Below are 474 nucleotides of genomic sequence, written 5' to 3'. Positions count from 1 at the left end.
GTATGAAGATAACGAGGATCGTTCATGCGTCGGATTCTCTCACGCATTTCCTCAATATTTTCCTCCGGGGGATTGCTTTCGCAGGTTTCATGTGGTATGCTCTGGTTAGTTGAATTGTGAGGCGGCTGCCCTCCATCTGCGCCAACAGATGGGATGAGGGCGGTCGTTTTCTCATTTTCCGTCATTGCGCTCACCTCCGGGAATCTGGAAGCCGTAGAACTTCTGCTTGAAATACTGGGCGGGGCATTTTCCGGCTACGGTCAGATAGCCCTGGGATTTCAGTTCCCTGTTCATTTCTCGGACGATCTGATACGCCTTGCTGCGGCTGATGCCCATGATCTCCGCCACCTCTGACGCTGTGATAAACTGTGCTCTCATAGTACCTCCTGTTTCAATGTGATCTGCCTCGGCCTGCGTATCTTTTGTTCATCCCCCTTTCTCCAGCCTCTCCGAAATACGCATCCTGAGTACATA

2 protein-coding genes are annotated in these 474 nt (G+C 51.5%); both read right to left on the bottom strand.

The window, feature by feature from the left end:
- Nucleotides 1–185: hypothetical protein (locus RX395_RS10020; RefSeq protein WP_316367353.1), on the bottom strand; the 185-nt coding region annotated here is incomplete at its 3' end.
- Nucleotides 172–378, bottom strand: a complete 207-nt coding sequence (locus tag RX395_RS10015; RefSeq protein WP_009260790.1) for a hypothetical protein — start codon at nt 376–378, stop codon at nt 172–174. The genes RX395_RS10015 and RX395_RS10020, both read right to left, overlap by 14 nt.
- Nucleotides 379–474 lie beyond the last annotated feature (96 nt).

The sequence above is a fragment of the Collinsella aerofaciens genome (assembly GCF_032584215.1).
In the GTDB taxonomy this organism is placed as follows: domain Bacteria; phylum Actinomycetota; class Coriobacteriia; order Coriobacteriales; family Coriobacteriaceae; genus Collinsella.
This window is presented reverse-complemented; position numbering and strand designations above follow the sequence as displayed.